This is a genomic window from Erythrobacter sp. MTPC3 (genome assembly GCF_042854385.1).
Classification (GTDB): Bacteria; Pseudomonadota; Alphaproteobacteria; order Sphingomonadales; family Sphingomonadaceae; genus Erythrobacter.
Window position 1 is genome coordinate 24,191 of sequence record NZ_BTGP01000007.1, and the last position, 22,727, is coordinate 46,917.

Annotated in this window: 22 protein-coding genes and 1 tRNA gene; 11 read left to right on the forward strand and 12 right to left on the reverse strand. The window is 60.1% G+C overall.

Translation table 11 applies throughout. The features are described from left to right. Nucleotides 1-20 precede the first annotated feature (20 nt). The gene (locus tag ACGHU1_RS10545; RefSeq protein ID WP_390586666.1) at nt 21-206 is read right to left on the reverse strand and encodes a hypothetical protein; all 186 of its coding nucleotides are present in this window, start codon (nt 204-206) and stop codon (nt 21-23) included. Between ACGHU1_RS10545 and ACGHU1_RS10550 the strand changes: the two genes are divergently transcribed. The 4 genes from ACGHU1_RS10550 (at nt 207) to dxs (ending at nt 3,657) form a co-directional block, all read left to right on the forward strand. After that, nucleotides 207-386, forward strand: coding sequence for a hypothetical protein (locus ACGHU1_RS10550; protein ID WP_390586669.1), 180 nt, complete (start codon nt 207-209; stop codon nt 384-386). It begins immediately after the preceding gene. 11 nt (nt 387-397) lie between these two features. Then, a complete protein-coding gene (msrA, locus tag ACGHU1_RS10555) occupies nt 398-1,084 on the forward strand; it encodes a peptide-methionine (S)-S-oxide reductase MsrA (RefSeq protein ID WP_390586671.1) in 687 nt (228 codons plus the stop codon). Between the two features lie 58 nt (nt 1,085-1,142). After that, the gene (locus ACGHU1_RS10560) at nt 1,143-1,604 is read left to right on the forward strand and encodes a Fur family transcriptional regulator (RefSeq protein WP_390586674.1); all 462 of its coding nucleotides are present in this window, start codon (nt 1,143-1,145) and stop codon (nt 1,602-1,604) included. A gap of 127 nt (nt 1,605-1,731) precedes the next feature. Then, nucleotides 1,732-3,657, forward strand: a complete 1,926-nt coding sequence (gene dxs, locus ACGHU1_RS10565; protein WP_390586676.1) for a 1-deoxy-D-xylulose-5-phosphate synthase — start codon at nt 1,732-1,734, stop codon at nt 3,655-3,657. A 24-nt stretch (nt 3,658-3,681) separates the two neighbouring features. On the opposite strand, the gene ACGHU1_RS10570 is transcribed toward dxs, so the two are convergent. After that, on the reverse strand, nt 3,682-4,860 hold the full coding sequence (locus ACGHU1_RS10570; RefSeq protein ID WP_390586677.1) for a VacJ family lipoprotein: 1,179 nt from the start codon (nt 4,858-4,860) through the stop codon (nt 3,682-3,684). Nucleotides 4,861-4,979: 119 nt separating this feature from the next. Between ACGHU1_RS10570 and ACGHU1_RS10575 the strand changes: the two genes are divergently transcribed. Then, nucleotides 4,980-5,777 carry a crotonase/enoyl-CoA hydratase family protein gene (locus tag ACGHU1_RS10575; RefSeq protein WP_390586679.1) on the forward strand — a complete coding sequence of 266 codons (798 nt, stop codon included), beginning with the start codon at nt 4,980-4,982 and terminating at the stop codon, nt 5,775-5,777. 18 nt (nt 5,778-5,795) lie between these two features. Here the strand turns inward: ACGHU1_RS10575 and ACGHU1_RS10580 are convergent, their stop codons facing one another. The 4 genes from ACGHU1_RS10580 to ACGHU1_RS10595 form a co-directional block, all read right to left on the reverse strand. Further along, a complete protein-coding gene (locus ACGHU1_RS10580) occupies nt 5,796-6,464 on the reverse strand; it encodes an NnrU family protein (RefSeq protein WP_390586682.1) in 669 nt (222 codons plus the stop codon). 87 nt (nt 6,465-6,551) lie between these two features. Further along, nucleotides 6,552-7,877 carry an amidohydrolase gene (locus ACGHU1_RS10585; RefSeq protein WP_390586685.1) on the reverse strand — a complete coding sequence of 442 codons (1,326 nt, stop codon included), beginning with the start codon at nt 7,875-7,877 and terminating at the stop codon, nt 6,552-6,554. Further along, entirely contained in the window at nt 7,874-9,271 is a 1,398-nt protein-coding gene (locus ACGHU1_RS10590) for an amidohydrolase (RefSeq protein WP_390586687.1), read from the reverse strand. The genes ACGHU1_RS10585 and ACGHU1_RS10590 overlap by 4 nt, the downstream gene beginning before the upstream one ends. 34 nt (nt 9,272-9,305) lie before the next feature. Then, complete coding sequence (locus ACGHU1_RS10595) at nt 9,306-10,994, reverse strand: peptide MFS transporter (protein WP_390586688.1); 1,689 nt, start codon at nt 10,992-10,994, stop codon at nt 9,306-9,308. Between the two features lie 174 nt (nt 10,995-11,168). Between ACGHU1_RS10595 and ACGHU1_RS10600 the strand changes: the two genes are divergently transcribed. Beyond that, nucleotides 11,169-11,507, forward strand: coding sequence for a GntR family transcriptional regulator (locus ACGHU1_RS10600; protein WP_390586691.1), 339 nt, complete (start codon nt 11,169-11,171; stop codon nt 11,505-11,507). Between the two features lie 212 nt (nt 11,508-11,719). Continuing rightward, nucleotides 11,720-12,001: an integration host factor subunit beta gene (locus tag ACGHU1_RS10605; RefSeq protein ID WP_390587032.1), complete on the forward strand. Its 282-nt coding sequence runs from the start codon at nt 11,720-11,722 to the stop codon at nt 11,999-12,001. 15 nt (nt 12,002-12,016) lie between these two features. Here the strand turns inward: ACGHU1_RS10605 and ACGHU1_RS10610 are convergent, their stop codons facing one another. After that, on the reverse strand, nt 12,017-13,699 hold the full coding sequence (locus tag ACGHU1_RS10610) for a cation:proton antiporter (protein WP_390586693.1): 1,683 nt from the start codon (nt 13,697-13,699) through the stop codon (nt 12,017-12,019). 161 nt (nt 13,700-13,860) lie between these two features. On the opposite strand from ACGHU1_RS10610, the gene ACGHU1_RS10615 reads away from it, so the two are divergent. From ACGHU1_RS10615 to ACGHU1_RS10625, 3 genes are all read left to right on the forward strand, one after another. Continuing rightward, nucleotides 13,861-13,945, forward strand: a tRNA-Leu gene (locus ACGHU1_RS10615). A gap of 139 nt (nt 13,946-14,084) precedes the next feature. Then, nucleotides 14,085-14,711 carry a PilZ domain-containing protein gene (locus tag ACGHU1_RS10620; RefSeq protein WP_390586695.1) on the forward strand — a complete coding sequence of 209 codons (627 nt, stop codon included), beginning with the start codon at nt 14,085-14,087 and terminating at the stop codon, nt 14,709-14,711. A 124-nt stretch (nt 14,712-14,835) separates the two neighbouring features. Then, nucleotides 14,836-16,077: a hypothetical protein gene (locus ACGHU1_RS10625; RefSeq protein WP_390586697.1), complete on the forward strand. Its 1,242-nt coding sequence runs from the start codon at nt 14,836-14,838 to the stop codon at nt 16,075-16,077. On the opposite strand, the gene msrB is transcribed toward ACGHU1_RS10625, so the two are convergent. The 4 genes from msrB to ACGHU1_RS10645 all read right to left on the reverse strand — a co-directional run bounded on the left by msrB (nt 16,035) and on the right by ACGHU1_RS10645 (nt 20,374). Then, nucleotides 16,035-16,535 (reverse strand): peptide-methionine (R)-S-oxide reductase MsrB, encoded by a 501-nt coding sequence (gene msrB / locus ACGHU1_RS10630; protein WP_390586700.1) that lies wholly within the window; start codon nt 16,533-16,535, stop codon nt 16,035-16,037. The two genes, ACGHU1_RS10625 and msrB, sit on opposite strands and share 43 nt — an antisense overlap. A gap of 106 nt (nt 16,536-16,641) precedes the next feature. Continuing rightward, nucleotides 16,642-17,985: a cytochrome P450 gene (locus ACGHU1_RS10635; RefSeq protein WP_390586702.1), complete on the reverse strand. Its 1,344-nt coding sequence runs from the start codon at nt 17,983-17,985 to the stop codon at nt 16,642-16,644. Nucleotides 17,986-18,080: 95 nt separating this feature from the next. Continuing rightward, on the reverse strand, nt 18,081-19,385 hold the full coding sequence (locus ACGHU1_RS10640) for an ABC transporter permease (RefSeq protein WP_390586705.1): 1,305 nt from the start codon (nt 19,383-19,385) through the stop codon (nt 18,081-18,083). Next, nucleotides 19,382-20,374: an ABC transporter ATP-binding protein gene (locus tag ACGHU1_RS10645; protein WP_390587033.1), complete on the reverse strand. Its 993-nt coding sequence runs from the start codon at nt 20,372-20,374 to the stop codon at nt 19,382-19,384. Before ACGHU1_RS10645 ends, ACGHU1_RS10640 begins: the two co-directional genes overlap by 4 nt. 52 nt (nt 20,375-20,426) lie before the next feature. Here ACGHU1_RS10645 and queG point away from each other — a divergent pair, with 52 nt between their 5' ends. Next, nucleotides 20,427-21,488 (forward strand): tRNA epoxyqueuosine(34) reductase QueG, encoded by a 1,062-nt coding sequence (gene queG, locus ACGHU1_RS10650; RefSeq protein ID WP_390586707.1) that lies wholly within the window; start codon nt 20,427-20,429, stop codon nt 21,486-21,488. Here the strand turns inward: queG and ACGHU1_RS10655 are convergent. After that, nucleotides 21,472-22,722, reverse strand: a complete 1,251-nt coding sequence (locus ACGHU1_RS10655) for an NAD(P)/FAD-dependent oxidoreductase (protein WP_390587034.1) — start codon at nt 22,720-22,722, stop codon at nt 21,472-21,474. The genes queG and ACGHU1_RS10655 overlap by 17 nt on opposite strands. Nucleotides 22,723-22,727 lie beyond the last annotated feature (5 nt).

Genomic DNA, 22,727 nt, shown 5'->3' on the forward strand with positions numbered 1-22,727 from the left:
GGCAAAATGCGAGTATCCGCTCAGCTTACCGCTATCATGCCCCGTTTCATCGACAGCTTAAGCGCGGCGTAAGCTGCGGCTGCGTAGCTGTAACCAATCACCGCAATGTAACGAATTGTCTCACAGGCGCTCCGTTCATTTTCGCGCAATTCGGCGCGGAGCAATGCGGATCGCAGCCTGTCAGACCACGCAAACAGAGAAAACATATGTCCCTCTTCTCCCCCGACCTCTACCGCAACTTTGCCATCGGTTTCCTTGGCGGAGCCTTTTTGTTGGGCGCGGCAAATGCCGATGTAGTCAGCGATGCACTCTCCCCTCCGGCGAATGCAGCAGCGGCGTTTGAAATGCCCCAGCCCGCGAATGATTTCTGGACAATCGCACAATGATGGCGGGCCGGATGAAACGCGCCCTTGCGCTCGGCATTGCGGCAGGATCGCTCGCGCTCAGCGCGTGCTCCTCTCCCGCACTTGCGCTGGATGAACCTGTTAACGCACCTGCGCCAAATCGCATCGCGAAAGAAGGCACCGGCCTGAAAACCGCGATCTTTGCTGGCGGATGTTTTTGGGGCGTGGAGGGCGTGTTCAGTCATGTCGAAGGTGTAAAATCGGCCGTCTCCGGTTTTCACGGCGGCGCAGCGGGCACGGCGAGTTACAGCCGCATCGTATCAGGCGGCACCAATCACGCCGAAGCTGTGATGATCACCTATGATCCGTATGTTGTCCGGTATGACGAGCTGCTCCGCATCTTCTTTTCGGTTGTCGCGGACCCGACGCTCAAAAACCGTCAGGGCCCGGATGTTGGCGCGCATTACCGCAGCGCATTGGTGCCGATGAACGCCGAACAAAGCGCTGTGGCCAAGGCGTATCTTGCCCAGATGGAAGCATCCGGTGTCTGGAACCGCCCGATCGTCACGAAAATCGAAAAGCACCGCAAATTCTACACAGCCGAAAAATACCATCAGGACTTTATGGCGAAGAACCCGCGGCATTCGTACATCACGCGCTGGGACGCGCCCAAGGTTCGCGCTTTGAAAGCGATGTTCCCGGGCGATTACCGGCCCGCTTTTCTGCGCGACAACACTTAACCGGGCCAGCGCACCCGCCACCTTGGCGCAGCGGCGATCCGCGCCTATATCTGCATCCATGGCTCACGATCACGCGCATCTCGAACATTCCGGCGAAACCCTGCTCGAGGCGGCGCGAGAGGCGCTGACGTCTTCGGGTGAGCAATGGACCGGTATGCGCGAGACCGTGTTTTCAGAGCTTGCCCAGCATGAACGCCCCGTTTCCGCCTACGACATCGCCGACAACCTGTCGCGGGCGCGGGGCAAGCGGGTTGCGCCCAACAGTGTTTACCGCATTCTTGACCTGTTTGTGGCCAACAACCTCGCTTTGCGGGTCGAAAGCTCCAACGCCTATCTCGCAAACACCCATCCGGGCTGCCAGCACGACTGCATCTTTCTGGTTTGCGATGAATGCGGTGAGGCAACGCATATTGATGACGAGGCTGTCAGCAAAACGGTGCGGGGGCTCGCCAACGATCGCGGGTTCAAACCCGAACGCCCGGTGCTGGAGATTCGCGGACTATGCCGGGCCTGCGCCTGAACGCTGTTTAACGGGTGTTTGACGTGCCGAACTTCGGTGTAAATGGTCAGCGTGACGGCAGGCCGTGTATTTCTAGCGGCAAACCGTTCATCGACAGTTTGGGTTCGAGAGTGTAGAGCCACTTGTCATGAATCAGTCGCCTCAAACACCATTGCTCGACACCGTGCCAACGCCGGACGAGCTTCGCCAGCTTCCTCCTGAAAAGCTCCGCCAACTTGCCGATGAACTGCGCGCCGAAATGATCGACGCGGTTAGCACATCCGGCGGCCATCTGGGTTCCGGCCTTGGCGTGGTCGAACTGACCGTGGCGATCCACTACGTTTTCAACACGCCGGACGACAAATTGATCTGGGATGTCGGGCACCAATGCTATCCGCACAAGATCCTGACCGGCCGGCGCGACCGCATCCGCACTCTGCGTCAGGGCGGCGGCCTGTCCGGTTTTACCAAGCGGAGCGAAAGCGAATACGATCCGTTCGGCGCGGCGCACTCCTCCACCTCGATTTCAGCGGCGCTCGGCTTTGCCATGGCGAACAAGCTGAATGACAAGCCGGGCCGCGGCATTGCCGTGATCGGCGACGGCGCAATGAGCGCAGGCATGGCGTATGAGGCGATGAACAATGCGGCGCAGGCGGGCAACCGGCTGGTCGTGATCCTTAACGATAACGATATGTCGATTGCGCCGCCGGTTGGCGGGCTGTCCGCGTATCTGGCGCGGATGGTGTCATCGAGCGAATATCTCGGCCTGCGCAGCCTTGCATCCAAAGCAGTCAGGAAAATGAGCCGCCGCGTTCACGACGCGATTGGCAAGGCCGAAGAATACACGCGCGGCATGGTGACCGGCGGGACGCTGTTCGAAGAGCTGGGCTTTTATTATGTCGGGCCAATCGACGGGCACAATCTCGACCACCTGATCCCAGTCCTCGAAAATGTGCGCGACACGTCCGAAGGGCCGGTCCTGATCCACGTCGTCACGACCAAGGGGAAGGGTTATAAATTCGCCGAGGAAAGCGCCGACAAATATCACGGTGTGCCCAAATTCAATGTCGTCACAGGCGAGAAGAAAAAAGGCGCAAGTGACGGCCCGCCAGCGTATCAGAACGTCTTTGGCGATACGCTCGCGAAACTGGCAGAGACCGACAGCCGCATTTGTGCAATTACCGCAGCGATGCCTTCGGGCACCGGGGTAGACCGCTTTGCACAGGCGCACCCTGAACGCAGTTTTGACGTCGGCATTGCCGAACAGCACGGCGTGACTTTTGCTGCTGGCCTCGCCGCGCAGGGAATGCGCCCGTTCGCGGCAATTTACTCGACATTCCTCCAGCGCGCGTATGACCAGGTGGTGCATGACGTCGCGATCCAGAACCTGCCGGTGCGTTTCGCAATTGACCGCGCAGGATTGGTCGGCGCGGATGGCTGCACCCATGCAGGCGCATTCGACATCACATATCTGGCAACTCTGCCCAACATGGTCGTGATGGCCGCCGCCGATGAAGCGGAGCTGGCGCACATGACCTACACGGCGGCGCAGTATGATGACGGGCCGATCGCCTTTCGTTATCCGCGCGGATCAGGCACCGGCGTTTCGATGCCGGACAAGCTGGAAAAGCTTGAGATTGGCAAGGGCCGTCTCGTCTGCGAAGGGTCCAAAGTGGCGATCCTTTCACTGGGCGCACGCCTTGAAGAGGCGAAAAAGGCTGCCGACACGCTGGAGGCCAAGGGGCTTTCGACGACTGTTGCCGACATGCGCTTTGCCAAGCCGCTCGACGAAGAGCTTATCGCGAAGCTGATGCGCACCCACGAAGTTGTGGTGACGGTGGAAGAGGGCGCGATTGGCGGGCTGGGCGCGCATGTGCTGACTTACGCCACCGATGACGGGTTGACCGATAACGGCCTGAAGGTTCGCACAATGCGCCTTCCCGATACCTTCCAGGATCACGACGATCCGCAGAAGCAGTATGACGAGGCGGGCCTCAACGCGCCGCAGATCGTCGACACCGTGTTGAAGGCATTGAAGCACAATTCGTCAGGTATCGAAGAGGCGCGCGCCTGATCACAGGGCTAAATCGCGCCGTTTCTAGCGAGTGTGGCGGTCGTCGCCTGCCAGGTTAAGGGCAGTCCGCTGAGATGTGATGAGGACACGCTCTGGCTTGGTGAAGAGCGAGAGCATGGCCGGATCCGGCGCAGCGCCTGCTTCGTCCTCAGCCTCGCCCTCGGCGCCCGGACCAAGGTCGATTGGAAATTCATCCTCGAAACCGTCGCTATATTCGGTGTCGTTGCGATTTTCGCGTTTGCGCTCGCTATCGGGGATGCCCTGTAGCGGGGAGCCAACGCGAAATTCTTCGATCTCCGCTTCGCGTTCGGCGAGGTATCCTTCGCGCATGGTGGCATAGGGATCGATCGAGCTGTTCACCCGCTCAAGCCTCTCATCAATTTCAAGCCGCGCCTGAAGCTGGCTTACCACGAACAGCGGCACGCCGACCTCCGGGCTGTTCAGCGGCTTTCCAACCGCCAGCGGAAGCAGGGAATTGTCCAGCGTGCTGCCAATCACATCGCGCAGGGATGTCGATCCGGCGAGCGGAATGACCATGTATGGTCCCGATCCGACGCCGTAATATCCCATCGTGTTGGCAAACCCGTTGCGGCGATAAGGCAGGCCAATACCCGGCTTATCTGCCATGTCGATCAAACCGCCTAGGCCGAGGGTGGAATTGATGCCGAACCGGCCCAGCGTTTCGAACGCCTTGCCGATCTTAAGCTGCAACAGGAAATTGAGCGCGTTGACCGGCTCCCCCAGATTGCGCACGACATTGCGCAGGCCCGTGCGCAGCACATTGGGCAAGCCATCTTCATACGCGTCGGCGAGCGGCTCCACGAAAATGCGGTCCACATCCTGCGTCAGCTCGAACGCTTGCTCGTTCAATTCAACCAGCGGATCGCCTTCGGGCGGGCCATACGTGCCCTCCACGATGATGACATTTCCATCTTCAGGCTCTTCGCCCTCTGTCTGGCCCTGACCAGTTTGCCCCTGACCCGGCTCGCCCTCGGCAGTCTGGCTTTCAATCTGCGGTTCTTGTTGGGCCAAAGACCAGTCGATCCACATCACCGGGCCGAATGCAGCCGGCTCTTTGCGCGGCAAGCGGGCGATCTGCGCTGCCTGCTGGATAGGCGGCTCGGCATGCATGGGAACTTCGGCCGCTGGAATCTGGCCGATAAGAAGCGGCGATGTTATGGCCGTTAGCGGGAACGCTGGCATGGTTGTCCTCCCGGGACCGCACAAAATAAAACAATGATATAGCCACAAATGGACCGAGTGCCTTTCCGTTCCCTGCAAACGACGCTGATGCCTCTGCCAATGAAAGCTCCAAATCCGTTATGACCTTACTTTCTGTCTCCCGATCCGGCCCCGTATGCACTCTTACGATCAACCGCGCCGAAACGATGAACCCGCTAGGCAGCCCGGGCGACGGAGATGAATTTGCCGGGGCCTGCGACGCCATCAATCACGATATGGAGGTGCGCTGCGTCATCCTGACCGGCGCAGGGCGTGCTTTTAGCGCGGGCGGCGATATCAAGGCTATGCGCGACAAGTCGGGCACGTTTGGCGGCTCTGCCCCAGCAATTTCTGACGGATACCGCGACAATATCCATAAAATGCTGCGCGCACTGCATGGGCTGCGTGTGCCGGTGATCGCGGCGGTCAACGGGCCCGCCATCGGGCTGGGCTGCGATGTGGCGTGCCTTGCCGATATTCGCATCGCGAGCGAGAAGGCGAAATTCGGTGTGACTTTCCTGAAACTCGGCATCATTCCGGGCGACGGCGGGACATGGATCCTGCCGCGCGTCATCGGGATGAGCCGCGCTGCCGAATTGTTCTACACCGGCGATGTCATCGATGCCGCGACCGCGCAGGATTGGGGTCTGGTAAGCCGTGTGGTCGCCGATGATAGCTTGATCGAAGAAGCGAATGCCTTGGCGCAAAAGATTGCCAAGATGCCGCCCCACTCACTGCGCCAATCGAAGATGCTGCTGCGACAGGGCGCGCAGGTCAATTACGATACCGCGTTGGAAATGGCCGCCAACACCCAGGCCATGATGCACATGACCGAAGATCACGCAGAAGGTGTCGCGGCGCTCATTGAAAAACGCGAGGCCGTGTTCAAGGGCGAGTAGGACCGTCCGGCAGGCGTATCAGAACCAGCGCCACAGCCCCGCCTCTATCCCGCCAACCGGGATGTGCAGCCACGTGAGCAGGAAAAACAGCAGCAGCCCCGTTGCCCACGCAAACGTGCCTGCTTGCAGCATGGCGCCCCAGCGCGGCCAGTAACTTGTCTTGCTTTCCCATTCAGCCCACGCCTCGCCCATCAATGCCTGTTTCTTGCGATCTTGCAGCCTGGAACCGGCCAGCGCGAGAATGCCCATGGCAAAGGCGGTAATCGTCGTGCGCCAGCTGACATGGATGACGATGTGGGACAGCGCCCACAGGCCAACACCCCACATCATCGGATGCCGGGTGATCTTGAAAACGCCGCGCGGTTCGGCGCGGGCCTGATCCTTTGCCATCGGGGTGGGCAGTGCGGGATTGCCGAACAGCGATCCGACCAGCAGGACCATCGCGGGGAGCGTTAGCGCGGTGGCAATTGCCCAACCGATATTGCCGCTGCCAGGAAGATCACCGGCGGGCGCCGCTGTGAAGGCAAAATAAACCCACGCCAGCATCAGGAAACTGACCAGCGAATAGGCGATCTGAAACCCGGTCTCTCCAATGGCAGAGACAATGCCAGCCCGCAGCGGGTGTGACATCGCAAAATGCGTGCCCACAAAACCGATATTGGCAGCGACCAGATTGACCAGTTCCACGTTTTAACTCCCCCACCAGTCGCAGCCCGCATTCAGCCAGTTGCCGCAGCAGGCCGCGCCCGATAGATACACGAAACAGCGTGCGTTTTACCAGTCGTAGGCTTTGGGAAGGTCGCTTTCATCCAGATCCCTGTAACGATCGCGCAGGCGGCTCTGATGATTGCCGAGCGATTGTTCGACACCGCCGATGAATACGCGCGTCGGCACGGATGTGACCTCCAGCGGGTCGCCGTTCCAGATCACCACATCGCCCAGCGCGCCCTGCGCCAGAATGCCAGCCTGTCCGCCCATTCCGCTGATATCGGCAGGGATCGAGCTGATCGAGGCAAAGGCTTCGCCCCAGGTCAGCCCGCTTGCCCCCGGCATTTTGGCCAGCCCGACCAGGTTTCCAGCCTGCTGCGCAAGGCGGCGGGGATTTTCGATCCCGGCAGTATTAAGGCCGACTTTGACGCCCGCCTGTTTCATCCGGCCAACATTGCTTTGCGTTGCAGCCAGCTGGTCGAACCCGGTCGGCAGCGCGTCGAGCGGATCGGCAAGCGCAGGTACACCGGCTGCGGCAATCTCGTCCGCGACGAGCCAGCCCTCGCTCACTCCGACAAGCACCATATCGAGGTTCGGGAATTCATTTTTAAGCGCGAGCACGCTGCGAATATCTGCTGCGCGTTCTACGGCAACATACAGTTTTTGTGTGCCGGCGACGACAGGCTTCAGCGCCTCGGCATCGAAACGGCTTAGCAGCACTTCTGCATCCTGCGCGATTTCGGTGGTCTGAGGGATACCGCGTGAGCCGGTAAGTGCCTGTGCCTCCCGCAAAGCGGCGCGCAGCAAAGCATAGGTCGCAGCCCTGCTTCCCCCGGCACGACTGGCGCCGCCTTCGCCAAGGTCAACCATCTGGAATGCGCGTGCCTTCACAATCGGATTGCTGTCCGCGTCCAGATCTATGATGGCCCCTTGTCCGGCAAAGATCGACGCCGATGGCAGGGTCGTGGTCGCGGCGCGGGTAATTCCTGCGGCGCGGTGGATCATGATGTTTTGCGAGCTGGGATTGACCGCCGGGGCGACATCGAGCGCCGCGCTGAAAGGAGAGCTGCCTGCGCGGCTGTCATTGCTTTCGCTGACAGCGTCAACATCGACCAGGCCAAGTGTTGTGACCGTCGCAAACAGGCCAGGCGTCACCCAAGCGCCCTCCGCATCGATGATGACGTCCGTCTGATACGAACGACCATCGGCAGAGCCTGCATAGGTGACCCGGCCATTTTCAACGACGACCACGCCGTTTTCGACCGGTTCGCTGCCATCGCCGGTTACCACAGTGGCGTTTGCAACCACCACGTTCTGCGCGGCTGCGGGCAAAGCGGAAAGCGCCAGCGCGCTGGCCGCGCCGAGGATTGCGGTGTTCAGAATCCGCTTCATTTCACATCTCCTTCACCGGGCTGGCCCAGCTCGAAATCGCTCACCGGACGCCGTTTCGGGTCCATCGCGTCGAACATCAAAGCGCCATCGATCCAGACCTTTTCGGGCCGTGAATACACTGAGAGCGGATCGCCGTTCCACAGTACGACATCGGCCATTTTGCCTTCCTCAAGGCTGCCGGTCATGTCGTCGATCCCCATCGCCTTTGCCGCGTTGAGGGTGATCCAGCCGATCGTCGTCGCATCGGAGATCTCGATCCCCATCCGCGCGCCCGCAGCCTGCGCTTTGGCAGCTTCCTGATTCAGGCGCTGGATATCGTTTTCGCTGTCGGAGTGGATCACGACGCACGCGCCTGCTTGTTGCAGCAATGCGGCGTTTTCCATGATCCCGTCATACGCTTCCATCTTGAAACCGTACCAGTCGGCCCAGATTGCGCTGCACACGCCGTTTTCGCGCAGCAGATCGCCGATCTTGTAGCTTTCAACTGCGTGGTGGAACGCTGACACCTTGTAGCCAACCTCTTTCGCCATATCCATCACCAGCGCCATTTCGTCGGCGCGGTAACAGTGATTGTGGACCAGGATTTCGCCTTCGAGCACGCCTTTCAGCGTCTCTTTGCCCAGATCCCGTTTGGCATCTTCGTCATTGGCGTAATTGATCGCGTCGTACCAAGTCTGGCGGTTGACCGCGAAATTGCCCATGCGGGTCGATGGTTTGCGCCCGCGCCCGCCATACACGCGCTTCGGGTTTTCACCGCAGGCCATCTTGAAGCCGTAGGGCGCGCCGGGGAATTTCATGCCTTGGACCGTGCGGCTCGGCACGTTCTTTAGAGTTACCGAGCGCCCGCCCATCAGGTTGGCGGAACCTGGCAGGATTTGCAGCGCGGTGATGCCGCCATTGGCCATCGCCCGGCTGAATCCGGGGTCCTGCGGCCAGACCGAATGTTCGGCCCAGACATCGGGAGTGGTTGGTGATGTTGCTTCATTCCCGTCATTGTGCGCTTGCACCGAAGGATTGGGATAGTCGCCGAGGTGTGAATGGATGTCGATGATGCCTGGCGTTACGAATTTGCCGGTGCCGTCGATGACCCTGTAACCCTCGGTCGAGAGATCGCTGCCGCCCACTGCGACAACTTTGCCATCGCGAAAAAGCACGGTGCCGCCGTCGATCCGATTGCCTGCACCGTCAAACACGGTTGCCCCAACCAGAGCGGTCGCGACGCCGGGATAGGCGGAATATGTTGAGGGGAACGGTCCCTCTGCCTCTGTCTTGGCTGCGAAGCGCGGGGCCTCTTCAACACTGGCACTGTCGCCTGCCGTGCCAGCCGAGCCGGTTGTCGCACACCCGGCGAGCGCAAATGCACTCGCCGCCGCAATCAAGACTTTGGAATTCACACCTGTTCCCCTGTTGGTTCAGATCGGTTGAAGTTTACTCTGCCGGCCGCGTCGCCGGACGGATGCCTGCCGCCTGCGGCTCACCGACTTCGTTCTGCCCGAGCAGATCGTCGTCGACGGTGTCATCGGTAAGCGTGTCGAGATGCATCAGTTTCTTCACCAGCGGGCTGACGACCATGACGACCACACCGACACCGACTGCGACCAGACCCATCGTCCAGTATGCCTCCAATGCGCCTTCGCGGGTCATGTTGCCGCCTTCGCCTTCACCCATGAGCGAGCCCATGAAACCAGCGACATAGTTGCCGCCCGCCGTGCCGAAGAAGAATGCCGCCATCATCAGGCTGGCCATGTGCTTTGCCGAAAGCCGGTTCATCGCCGACAGTCCGACCGGGGACAGGCAAAGCTCGCCCGTGGTCGACAGCAAGTAGAAGATGAACAGGAACAGCACCGGCATCATCAGCGCGCCCGCTTCGCCTGTCGCACTAAAGTTTTCAGCGCCCCACACCATCACGACGAAGGCAAGGCCCATCTGCACGATGCCTAGGCCCATTTTTGCAGGCGTCGATGGTTCGATCCCGCGCCGCGCCATCCACTGCCAAAGCCCTGCGAAAAGCGGGCCGAGCAGGATGATGTAAATCGGGTTGATCGATTGGAAGAACGTGGTCGGGATGCCGCCCTTGTCCACATGGCGATCGGTAAACAGGTTCAGCGATCCGCCCGCTTGCTCAAACAGACCCCAGAACAGCGGCATGAGCAGGATGAGGAAGATCATCGCAAACACCCGGTCGCGCGCTTCATTGTCGAGCTTGAATGCCTCAAACAGCACATATGCCAGTAGCGCGATGCCTGATGCGAGCAGGATCCAGCCCACGGCGGACTGATACTGGATCAGGAACCAGATCACCGCCACGCCCAGCAGGCCGACGCCGTATAGCAGCCATTCGAGGTTGAGGCCCGCGACCTTCTCTTTAAGCTTGGCCGGATTGGGCGCTTCGCCCTTACCTTTAAGCAGTGGCTTGCCGATGATGAAGACCACGAGGCCCAGCAACATGCCGACACCGGCAAGACCAAAGCCCAGCGCCCAGCTGACCGTTTCGCCCAGATAGGCGGCAATCAAAACGCCGGTCGCAGCGCCCAGATTAATGCCCATGTAGAAGATCGTGTAAGCGCTATCGCGGCGAATATCGGTGCGCGGATAAAGCTGTCCGACAATCACAGAAATGTTCGCCTTCAGGAAGCCCGAACCCACAATGATGAGCGCAAGGGCAAGCCAGAAAACATTGAGGGTGGGATCACTGTCATAGCCTGAGCCATCACCCTCGAACGCCATGAAAAAGTGCCCGGCTGTGAGCAATACGGCCCCGAACAGCACCGCTTTGCGCTGCCCCAGATACCGGTCTGCAAGCCACCCGCCCAGCACCGGGGTGATGTAGACAAGGCTGGTATACGCGCCGTAGATCAGGTTCGCGCTGCCATCGGAATAAAGCCAGTGCTTCACCAGATACAAGGTGAGCAGGGCGCGCATACCGTAAAAGGAAAACCGCTCCCACATCTCTGCGAAAAACAGCATGTAGAGGCCTTTGGGGTGGCCCAGCACTTCGTCTTGCGGACGGGTAACTGCCCATGCACCGCCAATCAGAAACAGGCCCAGCACCGCTGCGGCGATGACCGCCGCCCAGTCGCCGTAACCCCAAAGCGCAAAATCCTTAAGCTCGCCCATTAAATGCAGATCCCGTATTGATTTGTTTTATGGCTCACCCCCGTGAGCTTTGAAGTCCGGCACACTAGCGTCTGTTTCGGGCCTGTGAAGCCTTTGTTACGGCTATGCTTCACAATCGGGGAACCTTGACGCGCATCGGTGTATTATGGCAGTGAAGCACTGAGTGAGGAAACCATGAGCCAAAGCCGACCCGTCTATCTCAAACTGCGCGATCAGATCGCGGCTGCCATCATCCAGGGCGACTATGCCGAGGGCGAAATGCTACCATCAGTGCGCGCGCTGGCGGCTGAACAGGGAGCCAATCCGCTGACCGTGGCGAAGGCATACCAGCAGTTCCAGAATGATGGTCTGGTTGAGGTGCAGCGCGGCGTTGGCATGTATGTCGTGAAGGGCGCAGCGGAGCATTTGCGAGCCCGCGAAAAAGAGCAGTTCCTGAGTGAAGAATGGCCGGAAATCCGTGCAAGAATGCAGCGGCTGGGGCTCGATCTGGCCGAACTGGCCGAGTGCACCTGATCGTTTGCGGCTCAAGCGATTAAATTCGCTGAATAAATCCTCTGCATATCGCGCTTTATGAAATTTTCGGCTGTTGCTTGCGGGAACGGTATCTCTCTGGCATTATCGTTTGAATTCAGCATGTCTTCGGGTCGGGACATGGTGGGGGGTAACAGCAGCTAAGGCTGCCATTGGCGACGGCGCTGCGATGCCGGAATTGCCAGGAGATCAAGATGATCAGATCCGAATTGCTGCAGGCGCTGCACAACGATAATCCGGAACTGCGAGTGGAAGAAGTCGAGCAGGTGCTCGATATTTTCTTTGATGAAATTGCGGAACGCCTGGCAGAAGGCGGACGTGTGGAGTTGCGCGGATTTGGCGCGTTCTCAACGCGTGAACGCGAGGCGCGCACGGGGCGCAATCCGCGCACTGGCGAAGCGGTAGAGGTCCCGGCTAAACGGGTTCCCTATTTCAAGGCGGGCAAGGAAATCCGCCTGCGTCTCAATAAAGACTAGGCCAGCCGCGCCTTCTCAGGCCGCTTGGGCAACGCTCCCGTCGTAAACACGTCCGGGAAGCGGTCTTTCGCGTTCTATTTCCAAGGCAGCGAAAACCGCATCTACCAACCTCTCTTGCGCTTCTTCGCCGGTCATGACGATGGGCGTGAGGCCCAGCTCCTCGAATTCCTCGCGCGCGTCTTCAGACGGCAGGGCGACGATCCGGTGCATGGCAGGCAGGCGCTCTTCAATCAACGGAGTGAGCTCTCGGCTCAATTCGATGTTGCCGGTCGCGATGACGATAACCTCGCGCCGCTCCATACCCAGCGCATCCCAGCTGCGCGGATCGCCCGGATGGGCGTGGTGCGCTTGATACCCGTCCGCGATCGCCTCTTCAAAGCGCACATGATTGGGTTCGACGGCAAGATAGTCGATGTTATTAAAGCTAAGAGCATCGGCGACGGCCCTTCCTGATGGCCCCAGACCAATCACGATGACCGGCGCATTATCGCCCTCAAGCTTTTCATCGGCAGGGCCGGAACGCAGCTTCCCAGCGATCTTGCGTCCGGCATTGGATATGAACGGCGTGACCGCCATGCTGATCGCGATGGCGGTCACCAAAATCGCCAGTGGTTCTGCATCGACCAGACCTGCGACCGCAGGTATCGCGAACAAGACAAGCGCAAATTCGCTTCCCTGCCCGAGCAGAAATCCAAGCTGAATCGATCCGGGGACCGACCAACGATTGGCGAGACCTGCCAATACGTTGAAAACGCATTTGAGGATAATCAGCCCCGCCGCTGCGACAATTACGGTGATCCAGTTATCCGCGATCACAGCCGGATCGATGCTGAGCCCGACCGAGATGAAGAAAAAGCTGAGGAATAGCCCGCGAAACGCCTCAATCTCTGTCTGCACCAGAATGCGATAGCGCGAATCGGCCACTGCCATGCCGCCCAGAAACGCCCCGAGGGTAAGCGACAATCCCGCAATTCCCGTAGCCCATCCCGCCGCGAGCGCGATGAACAAAGCGGTGGCGGTAAACACTTCGCTGCTGCCCGCGCGTGCGATCAGCCGAAAGATCGGCCCGGTCAGATACCGTGCAAAAATGATGGCGATGCCGAACGCTACCAGAGCCTTCACCCCGGCAATTCCCAAAGCGGCCGCGATCGCTCCGCCAGTGCCCAGCGCACCCGCTGCGACCAGCAGAAGGATCGCGGCGATATCCTGAAAGATGAGGATCGATTGGGCCGCCCGTCCCACGGGGCAATCCGCCTGATCGCGCTCCCTCACAAGGCCGATGACTACTGCGGTCGACGATAGCCCCATCGCAAACCCGCCGATTATGGCGAATTCGGTTGGCAATCCGATCATCCAGAACAACGCGGCGAACCCGCCGCCTGCCACCAGCATTTGCAGGCTGCCAAATCCGAAGATGTTGCCGGCCTCTGCGCGAATCCGCCCCAGCGAAAAGTGCAGGCCGAGGTTGAACAGCAGAAACATCACCCCGGCTTCCGCCATGGCAGCGACCACCGGACCCTCGAACCCGTCCGCAAAGCCAAGCGCCGAAATGCCGAGGCCAAGGCCGAGATAACCGACGATGGGATTAAGCTTGCACGCGCGTGCGACCAGCGCCGCCCCTATGCCAAGGCCAAGCAGCGTGATCGCCGGCTGGATGGTAGCCACCACCGAATGCGCATCGTTCAGATCGCCTGCCATCGCTTTTTTCCACCTGTCTCGCTTAGCCGCCTCTAGAGCAGATGCGCCTTTCAGGGCGCTCTTTCAACAGGCGTGCGCACCGCGCACATATTGCGCACGCAGGCCGGTTGCCGCATCGCGCCGCTCTGTCTATCGGGATGACGCGCGGAGTTGAGATCTGTGCGGGTGTGGCGGAATGGTAGACGCCGGGGACTTAAAATCCCCTGATCTTTGATCGTGCGGGTTCGAGTCCCGCCACCCGCACCATAGTAAATGCCTGGCTATGACGACCGTGATCGTTGACCATAATTTAACCTGCTCACCCGTAATACCCGAAGTGTCGATTTAAGCACAATTCAGGGCGCATGCCGCATACCGGAACCATAACCGGGGCAGGAACACAGACATGGATAACACCGCGATTGGTCAACGCTTCGAAGCTGACGACCTCGATGCTGGCGAAATGCGTTCGGCACCGCGCTTCACGCTTTTGATCCGGGCCGCCAAACTGGTGAGCCTGCAAGGCGAATTCGTCTGCGTTATTCGCGATGTTTCGGAAACGGGCATAAGCATGCGCTTGTTTCACGCATTGCCAAGCGACAAGGCTTTCCAACTCAGCATGCCGGGCGGCGCGGCCTACAATGTCGCACCTGTATGGGAGCGCGATAACGAGGCGGGCTTTGAGTTCAGCGAGCCTGTGGATATTGCAAAGCTGATCCACGAAGCTGGCGAATACCCAACCCGGGGCCTGCGGCTATCGGTATGCTTTCCCGTCACGATCACCAGCATCAGCGGCAAATCGGATGCGATTGTCGAAAACCTCTCCCAGCAGGGCGCGCGGATCGAATGCGATAGCGACTATTCCGTGGACCAGTCGCTGCTGATTGAAAGCGATCAGTACAAGGGCGCTCGGGCCAAGGTGCGCTGGCGTCAGGGATCGCATTACGGGCTTGTCTTCGACGATACCCTCACGCTTGGCGATTTTGCGAGATTGACCGCGCGAATGCAGGCGCCAGCTCTCATAAAGGACTGAGACCATGGCCGATCCTGCCGCAGAAACGGCGTTTACGCGGCGATAACCATTTTAATTCATCCTCCGATCCATATCAAAGCCCGCGCACAGTGTTTCGGGCCAAGTGGAATGGGGGCAAGAACAAATGCTGGTCGAACGTCGCCGCACTGCCTTGCCGGGCGAACTCCTGACGCGGGTAGGCGCGGTCTGGGTGTTTGTTTGCGCGCTCTTGCTGACGATCCATTGGGCCGCGCTGATTAGCGGACCTGTGCTGGGCGCTGAGCGGGGTTTCGACCTGGCCGAAGCGCCTCCGGGCATTTTGACGTTCATTCTGGCGCCCGTCTTCGGCTCTCAAATCGCGCACACGGCATCATCGGTTCTTATGCCGCTGTTAACACTGGGCGCGGCGATGCTTTTGTCGGCGCATGTTTCATGGAAATTGCTGGGCGATGAGGAAGCGACGCTGACGGCACTCATCCTTGCGATTTCCGTGCCGGTGCTGGTGCAGCTTGCCCCGACACGGCTTGATTTTTACGGCTGGCAGATGATCTGCGCGCTTGGCGCGATCAACGGGATGATGCTGCGAACGCCACGGCTTGGCGGGTGGATCGCCGGTGGATCGCTTGCCGCGTGGCTAGAGATATCCATTCACAGCTGGCCCGTTATAGCAGCGATCGCGGCCTTGCTTGGCTTGCGCTGGCTTCAAAACCGCGAGGAACGTTTTGTCGCTGTCGCCGCCGTCCAATCCTTTACCGTTTTCAGCGCAGTTTTTACGTTTCTGGCCATGCCTCTGGGTGAAGCGATCACACCGCTGGCTGCAGCCAGCTTCGTCCATCTGGGTATTTTGGCCTGGGGTTCAGCTGTGCTCACTATTCTGGCTAAGCTGGAGCCATTGCCCAGAGGCCGGATCGCAGTGGGATTTGCGTTCGCCATCGTTGGCGGCGTCGTAATTGCACTGGTCACGGCGCCGTATTGGCTGCCCTCAATCGCGGCTGCATCCGGTGCCGGTCCTATCTGGTCGTGGATGCCGGGTCCGGGACTGCAATATGCGATCACCCCGTTTATCGGACTGATTGCCACGATCAATCTGGCGAGCCGTTCGCATCAATGGCTGCGTAAATTCTGGTTTGATTATGCGGTCATCTTGGGTGCTGCGCTGGCGGCATCGGTGCTGCTCGGGCAAATCGGTGCGGTCGCATGCGTGCTGGCAGCACCTCCGCTGGCATGGCAGGCGCGCAGCTGGTTCCGCTCTATCCGGTCCATGCGCAATCCAGCGCCGCGCGCATTTGCCCTTATCGCGGTTGCGCTGGCGCTGCTGCCGTCATTGCCGATGGTGGTGGCAAGCTACGCAGGCGCGAATGTCATGGCGAGCCCGTTGATACAGTGACGTTTGCCGGTTGGGCGGGGGCCATCGCCGAAAATGTGGCCCAGATGCCCGCCGCAATCCGCGCAATGCACCTCTGTCCGGGGGTAGCCGATCTTGTAATCGGTTGACGTGCCGACAGCGCCGCTGCCGATCGGCTGGTAAAAAGCAGGCCAGCCCGTGCCGCTTTCGTATTTATGCGCGGACGAATAGATCAGATTGTCGCAGCCAGCGCATTTATAAACGCCTTTGCGTTTTTCCTTGTTCAGCGGCGAGGTGAATGCCCGCTCTGTCCCCGCTTCCCGAAGGATGCGGAACTGGCCGCTGGTAAGTTCACGTCGCCATTGCGCTTCGGTTTTGCGGATACGAAAGTCGCCGCGCGCCTGTGCTGGCTCTGCGCCGCAGCTTGCGAGAAGGGGCAACAGCGCAGCGGCGCTGCCAGTGCCGATAAAACGGCGGCGGGTCGATTTTCCAAATTTCATCGCGTGCAATTCCTGCGCAATCAAGGGGTTGTTATACCTTCAATTACGTCGGAAACGGCCGAAAAGTTTCACCTGCAGCAAATGCACAGGCGAAATGGCGGCGAAATTAGAACTCGGTGATTTCCACTTCGAGCTTGCGGAAACCATGCACAAAGTTTGCGCGCACGCGCTCCACATCGCCTGCCACATGCACACGCATCCGGCGTTTGTGCATCTCTTCGAGCAGGACGCGCAATTGCAGCTCTGCCAGACGCGCACCGACACAGCGGTGAATGCCATAACCAAAGGCGATATGGCGGCGCGCATTGTCGCGCGTAATGTCGAGCTTGTGCGGATTTTCGAACACGCTCTCCTCGCGGTTTGCACCGAGATACCAGAGCACGACCTTGTCGCCTTTTTTGATTGTCTGGCCGAACACCTCGGTATCTTCTGTGCAGGTGCGGCGCATATGCGCCAGCGGTGTCTGATAACGCAGACATTCCTGCACCGCATTCGGGATGAGTTCGGGCTTTTCTTCGAACAGTTTGCGCTGATCGGGAAATTTATCCAGCGAATGTATAATCCCGCTCATCGTGTTGCGGGTGGTGTCATTGCCGCCGACAATCAGCAGCACCAGATTGCCCATGAATTCCTGCGGGCTCATCTGGTTCATGGCGTCGGAATGGATCATCATCGAAATGAGATCATCGCCCGGCTCTTCATGGGTTTTCTTGACCCACAGCTGTTGGAAATACGCAGCCATTTCTTGAAGAATGCCGCGCCGGACCATGTCCAGCTCGCGGATCGAGCCAAGCTCCGTATCGCCAGACCAATCCGACCAGAACGTGAGCAGTCGCCGGTCTTCCCAAGGGAAATCGAACAGCAGCGCGAGCATGCCGGTGGTCAGTTCGATGGAAACCTTGTCGACCCAGTCGAAAGTTTCACCGCGAGGCAGGGAATCGAGCAATTCGCCGGTGCGCGCGCGGATGTCCGCTTCCATATCCGCCATCGCGCTGGGCGTGAATTTTGGTGCAACGGTGCGGCGCTGGCCGGTATGCTGCGGGCGGTCCATGGCGATGAACATCGGCAGTTCGAACCGTTCCTCACCCTCCGCCAGATCTTCATCCTTGGGCCGTTCAAGGATCGTGATACCGCCATATTCCCAGCTGGAAGAGAATGTCTCTGGCAGTGCCTCAATATGCTGGATCGCCTTGTGACCGACCACTGCCCAATAAGGGCCAAACGGGCTGTCAGGGATGAAGTGCAGCGGGCCTGCATCCTGCATCTCTTTGAAAATCGGCTGCCAGCGATCCTCGTAATAGATGTCCGACCGGCTTACGTCCCATTTGTGAGGGTGGCTGGGTCGTTCGCCCGGATGCTGCTCAAGATGCTCTTTCAGCGCCTCGTGTGCGGTGGGCGATGTGCGCCATTGCGGCTGCTGGTCTGCGGCGTCTGGGGCTATTGTGGCCATGGTTCTCTCTCCCGTGTCGACCGGCTTTGCATAGTCGTTAACGGGCATCCTGCCGTAACTGACACGTGTGTCAATAGTCAGTTGCGATTAGCGACCTATTGCGCCAGCTGAGTGGAAGATTCTTTCGCGGCACTGCGCTTAAAGAACCCGCGCTTCTTTTTTGCGCGGCCGCCGCTTCCCGATTTCATCACGCGCTTGCGGAACAGCAGCGACCCCGCCTTAATCAGACCAAAGGCGGCGATTCCCTGCCATACGACAGCGACTGCATGGACCCACAAGGTCTCTTCGAGAGCGGCGCGGGCCAACATTGCAAAGGGCGATGAGAGCGGAAAGATGATCGCAAATGTCTCCAGCGCCGAACCTGGCATGGTGATCGTGTAGGCGGCGAGGAAAAACACCATCAGCTGCATCATGGTGACGGGCATCGACATCGTCTGCACCTCACGCACGGTTTCCGCCATCGCGCCGATCGTCAGGAACAGCGCGCCGAGCAGCAGGTATGCCATCGAGAAGTAGACAATCGCGAGACTCAGGAAGACCGGCCAACCGACTGCCGGTCCGGGAAGATCGCGGAAATTGGTCTGCGTGACCGTTACGATGCCCTCTTCAGCGACAGTCCAGAACGCCCAGCCAAGCGTACCCCACACCGCGACGCCGACGAACGATACGCCCAGCATCGCAAACAGCTTACCCATGAACACCGCATCCATCGGCAGGGCCGCGGCGAGGATTTCGATGATCTTGTTGCCCTTTTCCTCGGCAAGGTTGGATAGCACCATCCCGGCCAGCAGCATGGTCAGCAGGAACAGGACCATTTGCGCAGCCTGCGCGGTCCGCACGCGGTTGGCTCGTTCGGATACGGCGCTGCTGGCGACCACGGTGCTGGAGCTGCTGGGGAACGTATCAGGTGACGCGCCAAGCGCCGTTGCCGCCATCAACTCGACAGGCCCACTCCAGCGGCCAATTTGCCTTGCTGTTCCGGCCACCTCGGGTGCGGCCAAGGTGCCGGTTACGATCGCTGCATAATTGCCGCGCCGTTCATCGAGGAAGCGGGCGGCATCGAACGCGTCCGACCCGGCTGCCTCGGGCACTTCGCGAAGCTGCGGCATCGTGTTGCCAAGCTGCGGGCGCAGTTTCTGCGCAGCGGCGATCATCGCAGCGTTATCCGCTGCCGACATCGCAAGTCCGATTTCGGTGCTGACGGTCGAGCGGGAAACCTGCCCGCCAATACTTCCCGCAAGACCGCCGACCAGCACCGGAAACAGCGGGCCGACAAGGAAGAACAGAAACGCGCGGCTAAACAGCACAGCGATGAAATCGCGCCGGGCAATCACCCAGGCTGCCTCCAGCCGGGACAGGCGCGGGCGCGCGTCGATGGCTGCCTGATCGTGGTTGCTCATGATGCGTCTCCCGCCTGATCGGCCTCCAGCTGGCGTGCTGCTGCTTCACCGGCAATCGCGACGAACGCATCGTGCAGGCCTGCACGCTCAATGGACAGCGATAGGATGCCCGCTTGTCCGTCGATGAGATGTTTCAAAAGCGGTTCCACTCCGGTTTCGGGCAGCGGGAAGTAGAAAAAGTCGCCTTCGCGCCGCGTTTCTGCCGGGAGAGCAGCGGTCCACGCACCGTCACGCGCACGTGTTTCCAGCCTGACCTGTGCCGGAATGCGGTCCCGCGCTGCCTCGACGCTGCCAGCATAGGGCACCTCGCCGCCGGCAATAATCGCGACACCTTCGCACAGACGCTCTGCATGGTGGATAACATGGGTCGAGAAAATGACGGTAACCCCATCATCGGCCAACGCACGGATCATCCGTTCCAGTTTGCCCTGATTGATTGCATCGAGACCGGAAAACGGTTCATCCAGCACCACCAGACGTGGCCGGTGAACCAGCGTGCCTAACAACTGCACGGTCTGCGCCATGCCTTTCGACAATTGCCGGATCGTGCGGTCCGCGGCGTAGCCAAGATCATGCTTCTCCAGCAATTCCAGCCCGCGCTTTCGCCCCTCGGCCAGCGGCAAGCCGCGCAGGGCGCCCATGAATGCAATCGCCTCGATCGCTTTCATCGCCGGGTACAGCCCGCGTTCCTCGGGCAGATATCCGATCAGCCGTCCGATGTCGTGGGGCCGGTCATGCCCGAAAACGCGCCGGACGCCTTCGTCGGGGTCGATAATACCCAGCAGCATCCGCAGCGTCGTCGTCTTGCCAGCACCGTTCGGGCCGAGCACGCCGTAGATCGCGCCTTCAGGCACGCTGAGGTCGACGCCTTTGACAGCGATTGTGCCATCAAACCGTTTGACCAGTCCGCGCGCTTCGATTGCGAGCGGTCGTTCGTCCTGCGCCGGTGCGGGGACATTGCTCGCCGCCATGTGTTCGCCTACTTGCATGTGCATGAGCGCGGCAGTTAACGCGCGAAACTGAACGGGAGCAACCCCAAGCGTGGTTAACGCCCAAGCAACTTCTGATCTGACGCAGCGCCTCGAAAGGCAGGCACGCGAGCTGGGTTTTGCAGCATTCGGAATTGCGCCCGCTGCCGAAGACCCGGTGCGAGCCGAGCGATTGGAGCGGTGGCTGGGCGATGGCCATCATGGTTCGATGGAGTGGATGGAGACGCGCCAGCACCACCGCCGATCTCCGCAAGGGCTATGGCCGGAGGCGCGCAGTGTCATCGCGCTGGGCATGAGTTACGCCCCTGCGCATGATCCCATGGCGCTCGAAACCGCACGCAGCCATGCGCGCATTTCTGTTTATGCGCAGGGCAAGGATTATCACGATGTCGTCAAGAAACGGCTGAAAGCGCTAGCGCGGTGGCTGGTGGCAGAAGAGCCGGATGCTGAGGTTAAAGTGTTCGTCGACACCGCCCCCGTCATGGAAAAACCGCTGGGCGAGGCGGCGGGGATCGGCTGGCAGGGCAAACATACCAATCTGGTCAGCCCGGATCATGGCAGCTGGCTGTTTCTCGGTGCAATCTACACCACCTTGGCCCTGAGCGAAGGGGGATCGCAGCGCGACCAGTGCGGAACCTGCCGTGCCTGTCTGGATGCCTGCCCGACCGATGCGTTTCCCGCGCCCTATCAGCTGGATGCGCGGCGCTGCATTTCATACCTCACCATCGAGCATAAAGGCCCGGTTGCAGAGGAATTTCGCGAGGCATTGGGGAACCGTATCTATGGCTGCGATGATTGCCTGGCCGTCTGTCCATGGAACAAATTCGCTGACGAGGCGCATGCTATGCGCGAATTTCTGCCCCGCGCAGAGCTTGTCGCGCCGCGTCTGGCAGAATTGCTCGCGCTGGATGATGCGGGCTTTCGCTCGTTTTTCTCAGGCTCCCCGATCAAACGGATTGGGCGGGACCGGTTTGTTCGCAATTGCCTCTACGCGGCCGGCAATAGCGGTGACGGCGCGCTTGCCAAACTGTGTGACCGTCTGACGGATGATCCCGACCCGGTTGTTGCCGATGCCGCGCGCTGGGCGGCGGCGCGGCTTAAATCAGCTCTTTGATCGGGATGTCGATATCAGCCAGTGCCTCGCGGTCCACGGCTTCGGTGCCTGCTTCCAGCATTTTGCGGCCCTGAACGTAATCCTTCATCGTGCCCACGCAATCGAACGCAATCGGTTTGCCCTCTTTCAGGTAGGCGACCGTGAATTTGCGTGTTGCAGGATCGCCGCGCAGCACCGTTTCGTCGAAATCGAGGCTTAATCCGGCGGTCTGGAGTTTGAGATCATACTGGTTTGACCAGAACCACGGCAGCGCGTCATAGGTCTGTTTGTCGCCCATAATCGCCTTGGCCACGGTGTTGGCCATATCGTGCGCGTTCTGCACGGATTCGAGCCGGATTACGGCATTGTCGGCATAGGGGTTGGCGTGCGCTGCGCAGTCACCGATGGCGTAAATATCATCCAGCGTCGTGCGGCAGCAATAATCGACATCGACGCCGTTGGAACCGGCCGCGCCTGCCGCGATCAGCGGTGCAACCGCAGGCACGATCCCGATGCCGACGACGACCATGTCGCATGGCAGTGTCTCTCCATTGTCGAGCACAACGCCTGTGACCTTGCCGTCTTCGCCAATGATCTCCTCAACTCCGCGTGAAAGGCGCACGTCTACGCCCTGCCTGCGATGTTCCTCTTCGTAAAAACGCGAAAGCTCCTCGCCAGCGACGCGGGCCAGCACGCGGTCCTGCATTTCCAGCAGCGTAACCTCGCAGCCCAGCTTGCGTAGGACAGCCGCCGCCTCCAGCCCGATATACCCGCCGCCGATTACGATGGCGCGTTTTGCGCCCGCTTCCAGCGCGGCCATCATGGCATCGGCATCGCGTTTGTCGCGGACGTAGAAAACGCCTTTCTGGTTTGCGCCGGTGCAGCCGAGCCTGCGCGGATCACCTCCGCCCGACCAGATCAGCTTGCGGTATCCGATAGTGCTGCCATCGCTGAGAGTGAGCGTATGCGCCGCCGGATTGATGTCCATGACACCGCTGCCCAGACGCAGGTCGATATTCTTGTCGGCCCAGAATTTTTCCGGACGGATCATGATCCGTTCAAACCCCTTCTCCCCGGCAAGGTATTCCTTGGACAGAGGCGGGCGTTCGTAAGGGGGCGCATTGTCGCGCCCGACCATCAGGATTGACCCTTCGTGCCCTTGCTGACGCAATGCGATTGCCGCCTGCGCGCCGCCATGACCCGTGCCGACGATGACGACATCGGCGCTGTTGCGGTTGCTTCCCTCTCGCTCCATGGCCG